4 protein-coding genes are annotated in these 12,379 nt (G+C 46.1%); 1 reads left to right on the plus strand and 3 read right to left on the minus strand.

The window, feature by feature from the left end; genetic code table 11:
• The first annotated feature begins 64 nt into the window (after positions 1-64).
• Positions 65-9,295, plus strand: coding sequence for a cadherin-like domain-containing protein (locus tag ACX6CI_RS18025; RefSeq protein ID WP_458775047.1), 9,231 nt, complete (start codon positions 65-67; stop codon positions 9,293-9,295).
• A 99-nt stretch (positions 9,296-9,394) separates the two neighbouring features.
• Here the strand turns inward: ACX6CI_RS18025 and ACX6CI_RS18030 are convergent, their stop codons facing one another.
• The 3 genes from ACX6CI_RS18030 to ACX6CI_RS18040 form a co-directional block, all read right to left on the minus strand.
• Positions 9,395-10,489, minus strand: coding sequence for a M24 family metallopeptidase (locus ACX6CI_RS18030; RefSeq protein WP_458775048.1), 1,095 nt, complete (start codon positions 10,487-10,489; stop codon positions 9,395-9,397).
• Positions 10,490-10,592: 103 nt separating this feature from the next.
• Positions 10,593-11,873 (minus strand): TRAP transporter large permease, encoded by a 1,281-nt coding sequence (locus tag ACX6CI_RS18035; protein ID WP_458775049.1) that lies wholly within the window; start codon positions 11,871-11,873, stop codon positions 10,593-10,595.
• Positions 11,873-12,346 carry a TRAP transporter small permease gene (locus ACX6CI_RS18040; RefSeq protein ID WP_458775050.1) on the minus strand — a complete coding sequence of 158 codons (474 nt, stop codon included), beginning with the start codon at positions 12,344-12,346 and terminating at the stop codon, positions 11,873-11,875. The genes ACX6CI_RS18035 and ACX6CI_RS18040 overlap by 1 nt, the downstream gene beginning before the upstream one ends.
• Between the last annotated feature and the right edge of the window lie 33 nt (positions 12,347-12,379).

Genomic DNA, 12,379 nt, shown 5'->3' on the forward strand with positions numbered 1-12,379 from the left:
GCATACAGTTGAACACAGGTTCACGCAGGAATTCCCTGGTGCAGTGAACAACCCGAGGTATCACATGGCTACGCGACATCACAATTCGGATAACGACCTTAACCTTCATGAGGAATTAGAAAAGAACCTCAAAGTCCAAGAGGAACTTTCAAAGGCCAAAGATTTTGGCTCAATAGAAACAATTGACACTTCAGCCACACCTCTTGCAGATATCAGTGCCATAGCATCTGAAAGCATCTATTCAAGCAGTCTCACTATTGAACCAAATGAGTCAGGTTTAATAGTTTTGACCGAAGAACAGCTCCTGCAAAACGCGTCAGATATTGATGGGGATCAGCTCTCTGTTTCCAACCTTACCGTGGATGGAGCCTCCCTCCAGGATAATGGAGACGGGACCTATACCGTCACACCCGATGAAAACTATAATGGTCAGCTCAACTTCACATACGATGTCTCCGATGGTACTGAGACTATTTCAACATCTGGCACTTTAGATGTTACGGCTGTAAATGATGCAGTTGTTGTTGAGGACGTTGACCTGGGTGTAACGGTAGAGGATAGTTCAGTTATCTTTTCTGCGGAAGACCTTCTAGCCAACGCATCTGATGTTGATGGAGACAATCTTTCCATTACTGAAGTTACTGTTTCTGAAGAGTTTGGCACCCTGACTGATAATCAGGATGGAACATACACCTTTAATCCCACAGAAAATTTTAATGGAGATGATGTACCTCTCCAGTTCTCTGTAACAGATGGAGAGACGGTAGACTCTGCCACAGCAACGCTAGATGTCACTGCAGTTAACGATGGCCCTGAGGTTGGCGAGCAAATCTCATTTACTACCGATGAAGACCAGGCAATAATAATTACCGAAGAACAGCTCCTGCAAAACGCGTCAGATATTGATGGGGATCAGCTCTCTGTTTCCAACCTTACCCTAGATGGCGGTTCCCTCCAGGACAATGGAGACGGGACCTATACCGTCACACCTGAAGAAAACTATAATGGACAGCTCAACTTCACCTACGATGTCTCCGATGATACAGAGACTATTTCAACATCTGGCTCCATAAATGTAGCTGCCGTAAATGATGCGGTTGTTGTTGAGGACATTGATTTAGGTGCAAATGCTGAAGATAGCTCCCTCGTCTTCTCAGCCGAAGACCTTCTAGCCAACGCTTCTGATGTTGATGGAGACAATCTTTCCATTACTGAAGTTACTGTTTCTGAAGAGTTTGGCACCCTTACAGATAATCAGGATGGTACATACACCTTTAATCCCACAGAAAATTTTAATGGAGATGATGTACCACTCCAGTTCTCTGTGACCGATGGTGAGACGGTAGACTCTGCCACAGCAACACTGGATGTCACTGCTGTTAACGATGGCCCTGAGGTTGGCGAGCAAATCTCATTTACTACCGATGAAGACCAGGCAATAATAATTACCGAAGAGCAGCTCCTGCAAAACGCTTCAGATATTGATGGGGATCAGCTTTCTATTTCCAACCTTACCGTGGATGGTGGTGCTCTCCAGGACAATGGAGACGGGACCTATACCGTCACACCCGATGAAAACTATAATGGTCAGCTCAACTTCACATACGATGTCTCCGATGGTACAGAAACCGTCGCTACATCTGGCACCATAGATGTTACGGCCATAAACGATGCGGTTGTTGTTGAGGACGTTGATCTGGGTGTAACGGTAGAGGATAGTTCAGTTATCTTTTCTGCGAAAGACCTTCTAGCCAACGCTTCTGATGTTGATGGAGACAATCTTTCCATTACTGAAGTTACTGTTTCTGAAGAGTTTGGCACCCTTACAGATAATCAGGATGGTACATACACCTTTAATCCCACAGAAAATTTTAATGGAGATGATGTACCACTCCAGTTCTCTGTGACCGATGGTGAGACGGTAGACTCTGCCACAGCAACACTGGATGTCACTGCTGTTAACGATGGCCCTGAGGTTGGCGAGCAAATCTCATTTACTACCGATGAAGACCAGGCAATAATAATTACCGAAGAGCAGCTCCTGCAAAACGCTTCAGATATTGATGGGGATCAGCTTTCTATTTCCAACCTTACCGTGGATGGTGGTGCTCTCCAGGACAATGGAGACGGGACCTATACCGTCACACCCGATGAAAACTATAATGGTCAGCTCAACTTCACATACGATGTCTCCGATGGTACAGAAACCGTCGCTACATCTGGCACCATAGATGTTACGGCCATAAACGATGCGGTTGTTGTTGAGGACGTTGATCTGGGTGTAACGGTAGAGGATAGTTCAGTTATCTTTTCTGCGAAAGACCTTCTAGCCAACGCTTCTGATGTTGATGGAGACAATCTTTCCATTACTGAAGTTACTGTTTCTGAAGAGTTTGGCACCCTGACTGATAATCAGGATGGAACATACACCTTTAATCCAACTGAGAATTTTAGTGGAGATGATGTCCCACTCCAGTTCTCTGTAACAGACGGTGAGACGGTAGACTCTGCCACAGCAACGCTGGATGTCACTGCAGTTAACGATGGCCCTGAGGTTGGCGAGCAAATCTCATTTTCTACCGATGAAGACCAGGCAATAATAATTACCGAAGAACAGCTCCTGCAAAACGCGTCAGATATTGATGGGGATCAGCTCTCTGTTTCCAACCTTACCCTAGATGGCGGTTCCCTCCAGGACAATGGAGACGGGACCTATACCGTCACACCTGAAGAAAACTATAATGGACAGCTCAACTTCACCTACGATGTCTCCGATGGTACTGAGACTATTACTACATCTGGTTCCATAAATGTAGCTGCCGTAAATGATGCAGTTGTTGTTGAGGACGTTGATTTAGGAGCAACTGCTGAAGATAGCTCCCTCGTCTTCTCAGCGGAAGAGCTTCTAGCCAACGCTTCTGATGTTGATGGAGACAATCTTTCCATTACTGAAGTTACTGTTTCTGAAGAGTTTGGCACCCTGACTGATAATCAGGATGGAACATACACCTTTAATCCCACAGAAAACTTCCATGGAGATGATGTCCCACTCCAGTTCTCTGTAACGGACGGTGAGACGGTAGACTCTGCCACAGCAACGCTGGATGTCACTGCTGTTAACGATGGCCCTGAAATTGGTGAGCAAATCTCTTTTACAACAGATGAAGACCAGGCAATAATAATTACCGAAGAACAGCTCCTGAAAAACGCGTCAGATATTGATGGGGATCAGCTTTCTGTTTCCAACCTTACCGTGGATGGTGGTGCTCTCCAGGACAATGGAGACGGGACCTATACCGTCACACCTGAAGAAAACTATAATGGACAGCTCAACTTCACCTACGATGTCTCTGATGGTACAGAAACCGTCGCTACATCTGGCACCATAGATGTAACGGCCGTAAACGATGCGGTTATTGCGGAGGACGTTGATTTAGGAACAACTGCTGAAGATAGCTCACTTGTTTTCTCAGCGGAAGAGCTGCTTGCTCATGCATCTGATGGTGATGGAGATAACCTTTCCATTACTGAAGTTACTGTTTCTGAAGAATTTGGCACCCTGACTGATAATCAGGATGGAACATACACCTTTAATCCAGCTGAGAACTTTAATGGAAATGATGTCCCACTCCAGTTCTCTGTGACCGATGGTGAGACGGTAGACTCAGCCACAGCAACGCTGGATGTCACTGCAGTTAACGATGGCCCTGAGGTTGGCGAGCAAATCTCATTTACTACCGATGAAGACCAGGCAATAATAATTACCGAAGAACAGCTCCTGCAAAACGCTTCAGATATTGATGGGGATCAGCTTTCTATTTCCAACCTTACCGTGGATGGTGGTGCTCTCCAGGACAATGGAGACGGGACCTATACACTAACTCCTAATGAAAACTATAATGGACAGCTCAACCTGACATACGATGTCTCCGATGGTACCGAGACTATTTCTACATCTGGTTCCATAAATGTAGCTGCCGTAAATGATGCGGTTGTTGTTGAGGACATTGATTTAGGTGCAACTGCTGAAGATAGCTCCCTCGTCTTCTCAGCCAAAGACCTTCTAGCCAACGCTTCTGATGTTGATGGAGACAATCTTTCCATTACTGAAGTTACTGTTTCTGAAGAGTTTGGCACCCTGACAGATAATCAGGATGGAACATACACCTTTAATCCAGCTGAGAACTTCCATGGAGATGATGTACCGCTCCAGTTCTCTGTGACCGATGGTGAGACGGTAGACTCAGCCACAGCAACGCTGGATGTCACTGCAGTCAACGATGGCCCTGAGGTTGGCGAGCAAATCTCATTTACTACCGATGAAGACCAGGCAATAATAATTTCCGAAGAACAGCTCCTGCAAAACGCGTCAGATATTGATGGGGATCAGCTCTCTGTTTCCAACCTTACCGTGGATGGTGGTTCCCTCCAGGACAATGGAGACGGGACCTATACCGTCACACCTGAAGAAAACTATAATGGTCAGCTCAACCTGACATACGATGTCTCCGATGGTACAGAAACCGTCGCTACATCTGGCACCATAGATGTAACGGCCGTAAACGATGCGGTTATTGCGGAGGACGTTGATTTAGGAGCAACTGCTGAAGATAGCTCCCTCGTCTTCTCAGCCAAAGACCTTCTAGCCAACGCTTCTGATGTTGATGGAGACAATCTTTCCATTACTGAAGTTACTGTTTCTGAAGAGTTTGGCACCCTGACAGATAATCAGGATGGAACATACACCTTTAATCCAGCTGAGAACTTCCATGGAGATGATGTACCACTCCAGTTCTCTGTGACCGATGGTGAGACGGTAGACTCAGCCACAGCAACGCTGGATGTCACTGCAGTCAACGATGGCCCTGAGGTTGGCGAGCAAATCTCATTTACTACCGATGAAGACCAGGCAATAATAATTTCCGAAGAACAGCTCCTGCAAAACGCGTCAGATATTGATGGGGATCAGCTCTCTGTTTCCAACCTTACCGTGGATGGTGGTGCTCTCCAGGACAATGGAGACGGGACCTATACCGTCACACCTGAAGAAAACTATAATGGTCAGCTCAACTTCACATACGATGTCTCTGATGGTACTGAGACTATTTCAACATCTGGTTCCATAAATGTAGCTGCCGTAAATGATGCGGTTATTGCGGAGGACGTTGATTTAGGAGCAACTGCTGAAGATAGCTCCCTCGTCTTCTCAGCCAAAGACCTTCTAGCCAACGCTTCTGATGTTGATGGAGACAATCTTTCCATTACTGAAGTTACTGTTTCTGAAGAGTTTGGCACCCTGACAGATAATCAGGATGGAACATACACCTTTAATCCAGCTGAGAACTTCCATGGAGATGATGTACCACTCCAGTTCTCTGTGACCGATGGTGAGACGGTAGACTCAGCCACAGCAACGCTGGATGTCACTGCAGTCAACGATGGCCCTGAGGTTGGCGAGCAAATCTCATTTACTACCGATGAAGACCAGGCAATAATAATTTCCGAAGAACAGCTCCTGCAAAACGCGTCAGATATTGATGGGGATCAGCTCTCTGTTTCCAACCTTACCGTGGATGGTGGTGCTCTCCAGGACAATGGAGACGGGACCTATACCGTCACACCTGAAGAAAACTATAATGGTCAGCTCAACTTCACATACGATGTCTCTGATGGTACTGAGACTATTTCAACATCTGGTTCCATAAATGTAGCTGCCGTAAATGATGCGGTTGTTGTTGAGGACATTGATTTAGGTGCAACTGCTGAAGATAGCTCCCTCGTCTTCTCAGCCAAAGACCTTCTAGCCAACGCTTCTGATGTTGATGGAGACAATCTTTCCATTACTGAAGTTACTGTTTCTGAAGAGTTTGGAACCCTGACTGATAATCAGGATGGAACATACACCTTTAATCCAACTGAGAATTTTAGTGGAGATGATGTCCCACTCCAGTTCTCTGTAACCGATGGAGAGACGGTAGACTCTGCCACAGCAACGCTGGATGTCACTGCAGTTAACGATGGCCCTGAGGTTGGCGAGCAAATCTCATTAACTACCGATGAAGACCAGGCAATAATAATTACCGAAGAACAGCTCCTGCAAAACGCGTCAGATATTGATGGGGATCAGCTCTCTGTTTCCAACCTTACCGTGGATGGTGGTGCTCTCCAGGACAATGGAGACGGGACCTATACACTAACTCCTAATGAAAACTATAATGGTCAGCTCAACTTCACATACGATGTCTCCGATGGTACCGAGACAATTTCTACATCTGGCACTTTAGATGTTACGGCTGTAAACGATGCGGTTGTTGTTGAGGACATTGATTTAGGAGCAACTGCTGAAGATAGCTCCCTCGTCTTCTCAGCCGAAGACCTTCTAGCCAACGCTTCTGATGTAGATGGAGACAATCTTTCCATTACTGAAGTTACTGTTTCTGAAGAATTTGGCACCCTGACTGATAATCAGGATGGAACATACACCTTTAATCCAGCTGAGAACTTTAATGGAAATGATGTACCACTCCAGTTCTCTGTAACCGATGGTGAAACGGTAGACTCTGCCACAGCAACGCTGGATGTCACTGCAGTTAACGATGGCCCTGAGGTTGGCGAGCAAATCTCATTTACTACCGATGAAGACCAGGCAATAATAATTACCGAAGAACAGCTCCTGAAAAACGCGTCAGATATTGATGGGGATCAGCTCTCTGTTTCCAACCTTACCGTGGATGGTGGTGCTCTCCAGGACAATGGAGACGGGACCTATACCGTCACACCTGAAGAAAACTATAATGGTCAGCTCAACTTCACATACGATGTCTCCGATGGTACCGAGACAATTTCTACATCTGGCACTTTAGATGTTACGGCTGTAAACGATGCGGTTGTTGTTGAGGACATTGATTTAGGAGCAACTGCTGAAGATAGCTCCCTCGTCTTCTCAGCCGAAGACCTTCTAGCCAACGCTTCTGATGTAGATGGAGACAATCTTTCCATTACTGAAGTTACTGTTTCTGAAGAATTTGGCACCCTGACTGATAATCAGGATGGAACATACACCTTTAATCCAGCTGAGAACTTTAATGGAAATGATGTACCACTCCAGTTCTCTGTAACCGATGGTGAAACGGTAGACTCTGCCACAGCAACGCTGGATGTCACTGCAGTTAACGATGGCCCTGAGGTTGGCGAGCAAATCTCATTTACTACCGATGAAGACCAGGCAATAATAATTACCGAAGAACAGCTCCTGAAAAACGCGTCAGATATTGATGGGGATCAGCTCTCTGTTTCCAACCTTACCGTGGATGGTGGTGCTCTCCAGGACAATGGAGACGGGACCTATACCGTCACACCTGAAGAAAACTATAATGGACAGCTCAACTTCACCTACGATGTCTCCGATGGTAGAGAAACCGTCGCTACATCTGGCACCATAGATGTAACTGCCGTAAATGATTCCCCTGTATCAACCAAGCCTCTCTTTTTTACAATGGACGTGGAGGAACCTGAGGTTGAAATCCTTCCTGACCCTGTCATTCGCCTCGACACCCCGCCCGATTTTGGTGTCGTTGAAGTGATGGTAGAAGATAAGTGGCAAACTATGGAAATCGGTCAGGAATATAACGCCGACAGTGATGTTCGTTTTGTTCCCGATAAAAATGCTATAACTGATCAGACCAGAGATATTCAGGTAGGCACATTTGATGGTAAGGCACAGTTATCTGACTGGGGTGAAAAGGTGGATAACAATACCTTTTCATACACAGATGGAGACACAACAATCACCACCCATAGTACGGATGATACATTAAAGGTCTATAACAAAAGCGGGCATGTGGGCACCGGTCTGGGAGATAAAGATAATAATGGCCTAAGCAAGGGAGAAAGCCTGGTAGTCACAGTTGAGGGGGAAGACGTTAACCAGATATCCTTCAACCTCGATGGAATTGGGCCCTGGTTTAAAGAGTCGTCCCCAGGAGCAAATGACGCCTGGACACAGGTACACATCAAGGCCTTTGATGAAGATGGCAACCTCATTGAAGAACAGTTTAGCTCAGGGGATCATGACGCTGCCAACCAGGCAACATATGACTTTATAACCGATAGCCCAGTGGACCATTTTGAACTCACAACAGCTGGAGGCATGGGAAACTATGTCGTCCAGGGTATGACAGTATCTAAAAGTATCAATACAGACGTAGAGTTCACCACAATAAGTAGTGATGGCAGCACAGAAGTGACCCATATAGATCTGAATCTACAAAATTATAATGCCAATGAACCGGTGGACTTAAGCACAGATATCGCTGAACCATTGCCATCTCGTACTGAGACACCTCCAACAAAAAGTACACTCACCTTAACAGAAGATCAATTGCTGGCTGTTATTGATGATATTGACAGCACAGAATTGACCGTACATTCAATTGAAATAACAGATGGTAGTGGAACGATAACCGATAACAATGACGGGACATATACGGTTACTTCCGGACCGGAGTATGACGGGGAGTTGCAGCTTAGTTATAGTGTGAGTGATGGTGAGACCTCCGTTGAAAACAGTGTTCACCTCAGCACCCCCACTCCTGAAAACAGCGACAACTCCGCTACAGAAAACCTTTCTGGAACGTCTACCCCAGAGGATTCTTTGACAGAGGACCAACCTGATTCATCAACAACAAATGGGAATAGTTCAGAACAGGCAAAGATAAACAACAGTGCAGACCATGAGAACCGTGGACACGGCAACGATGAGGACGGGGTAGACGAAGACAACCCAGCCTTCATTAAGCAAGCTTCAAAAGACAACAGCACAGACGATCTAGAAACAGAGGAAAGCGCAGACAATTCCAGTTCAATAAACCTTTCAGAAACTCTTAGTCCTGAAGATTCATTAGCTGCGGACCAGGCGAACCCATCAACAGCAAAGGATAATAATTCAGAGAAGACAACAGGTAAAAACAGTACAGACCACGAAGATCGCGGACATGGCAACGATGAGGACGGGGTAGACGAAGACAACCCAGCCTTCACTAAACAAGCATCAAAAAAGAACAACATTGACGAGTTTGACAACAGTCATACTACAACCTCATCTGACTGGACCCTGGAGGTCACTGAAGATGACGAGTTCTCAGCAACGGCAGCAGGTGAGGACTGGACGACAGCAGTCGACACTGACATTTCCACAGAACAAAATGATGCAGATCTGGACTTAGCCCCCGGAGGAGATGAGCCTGAATCCCCTGTAGACGATTTTGATCCCGAGGATAATTCAGTGATTTTTTAATTTCGCCTGTCCTGTGGCCACCCTGCTGGTATCTATTGAGATAACGCCAAAAGATAGGTGTTGATGAAATCTGGACAGAAAAGATTTCGTTTCTCGCATCTACAAATAGCGTAATTCCCGTGTCATGGTGGACAATGATACCGCACCTTTATCAGTGATGAGAACGTCATCTTCGATACGTACGCCGTTGTTACCCTTGAGATAAATACCAGGCTCCACAGTATAGGTCATGCCCGCGAGAAGTTGCTGTTCGTTATCGCCTCTCATATACGGTTCTTCATGGCATTCAAGGCCAATACCGTGTCCGGTTCTGTGGGTAAAGAATTCGCCATATCCACCTGCCTCTATAACAGTCCTCGCTGCCCGATCTACCGCTGCGCAAGAACTTCTGACACAGCCTGCCTGACGTCCTGCCCTATTAGCCATGCGGACAAGGTGATGGATCTCTTTTGCGGTTTCATCGAGTTCTCCAATACCAAAGGTCCGAGTCAGATCAGAGGCATAGCCGTTATATCGAGCACCCCAGTCAATAATGAGCAGATCCCCACTCTGTAGTTTTCTTGCACTAGGGGTTGAGTGTGGATTGGCACTATTTGGACCTGCAGCCACAATTGGGGCAAATGGCAGATCAGACTGTGATCCATGTTTAATGAGCTGTAAGAAAAGTTCAGCGGCGATTTCTCGTTCTTCAACCCCTTCACCAATAAGAGGAAGGGTTGCCTCAAGTGCATTTTCAGCAATATGAACAGCCTTAGTCATACTGGTGATTTCTTCTGAACCCTTTATTGATCGTAGCTCTGCAATAAGCGAAGATCCATCCACCCAGTCACCTTCTGGCAGAGCTTTTTTGAGAAGATCATACTCCAGAAATCTCAACTGCCTGGGTTCTATCCCGATCCTGCCACCTTCAAAGGGCAGATCGTGGAGAGCCTTTTTAAATACACTCCCCCAGCCCTCAGGATCTTCCCCATAGGCGAATACTCGGGCCTCAAACTGTAGATTATCAAGCTTTGCCTTTTCCAACTCCGGCAAAATAATAGTGGGTGGTGCAGTACGGTGAAAAACAATAACGACAGGCCGCTCCATAAGGTGAAAATGCAAACCTGTGAGATACGTTAAGCTTGGTCCTGCATTAAGTGCAATCCCATCAAAACCCTCATCATCCATACGCTGAATTAGTTTTTCCCTGAGCACGTGATACTCCTTTATATCAAAAAACACTCACAGTGAAATCAATGAACACAACAGTCATCAACCATCAACTGGGGTGACAGTTGGAAGGTTGATGACTGTATCTTTACATAAGACCGAAGAACTTTGGAATAAAAAGAGAAAGGGATGGAAAAATAACCACAATAACCAAGGCTACAAGCATGGCAATGACCATGGGCCAGACCGCCTTAAAGGTCTCTTCAAGCCGTATATTTGCCAGTTGGGTGGTCACATAAAGATTCACAGCCACCGGAGGAGTGAACTGGCCAATGGCGAGGTTTAAGGTCATCATCACACCAAACCAGACAGGGTCCCAACCAAAAATCTCCATTATTGGGAGGAAAATTGGTAGAAAGATGTAAAAAATTGATATGGCATCAATCAACATCCCACCTACAAAAATAAGCAGGTTGATAACAATAAGAACAACCCATTCGTTGTCGCTTATTCCCATGACCAGTCCCGCCATGGAATCCAGAATTCCAATGGTTGAACCTGCCCAGGAGAAAAGACCCGCAAAGGCCACAATAAGCATCACAATGGCTGAGGCCTCACTTGCATCCACAAGAATATCGTAGATCTTTTTCAGGTTGAGCGTCCGATAGATAATAACCCCAAGAAAAAGACTATAAAACACGGCAACGACAGCGGCTTCTGTGGGAGTAAAGATCCCTCCATAGAGGCCACCCAGGATGATTACTGGTGCAAGTAAGCCCCAGAACGCCTCACGAAAAGACTCTCCAAGGCTGATATCATTTTCGCCCTCCTGTTCCGAACCATAACCGCGTTTTCTGGCAATCCAGATTGCTGGAATGAGCAGCGACAACCCTGCCAGAACCCCCGGAATCGCACCAGCTGCAAAAAGAGCTGGAACAGAGGTATTGGTTATGGCCCCGTAGATTATGAGTGCGATGGACGGTGGTACAATAATGGCAGTTGACCCAGCTGCTGCGATAAGTGCTGCGCTATAGCCCTTGCTGTAGCCTTGAGCGAACATTGCGGGAATCAATATCGCTCCGATGGCTGCAGAATCAGCAGGCCCTGAACCGGAGACACCGCCAAAAAACACACAGACGCCTATGGCCACAATAGCAAGCCCACCCTTACGCCGACCAACTAAAATGTTTGCAAAACGAATGATTCGCTGGGAAATACCACAGCGTTCAAGAATAAAACCTGCAAGAATAAATAGCGGGATTGCAAGCAGGGGGAATTTTGCAATTCCTGCAAAAAAGTTTGGCGCTATTACGGGAACCCCAAGATCCGCTCCCCAAATGACGAGAAAAGAGGGAACCGCAATGGAAATTGCGATGGGAACTCCCAGGAGCAAAAGGACAAAAAAACCAAGAAACAGTGCAATACCCATTATCCTTTCTCCTTTATATCACGCACACTTGCCTGAATAATTCGAAAGACAATGAGACTACAACCGATGGGAATACAAATTGTGTACAGCCACTGGGAAACACCGAGGGATTCCGAGGTTATTTCAAGAATCCTCTCATCGACAATTTGTAAATAACCAAGATAACCAAGGCTTGAAAACAGACCAATGCCAAGAAGGGGAATACAAACCTTAAGAAGGTTTCGTATCCATTCAGGAAGTTTATCCTGGAAATAGAGCATGCTGAGATGCTTGCGCCTTCTAAAGGCGGAAGCAGTACCAAACATGGTCAGCCATACCAGGGCATTAACCTCCAGCTCTTCAGTAAACGCTAAGGGATACTGAAAAATATATCGTGTGATAACATTTGCAAAGGCAAGACATGCCATCACGGCCAGCAGTGATGCACCGAGCATCTCTTCCAGATGCTCAGTTATCCAGTGTAGATTAAACAACCTATCCTCTCCTTACAGCTCCATTTGTGCATT

Source organism: Desulforhopalus glucosivorans (assembly GCF_054397165.1).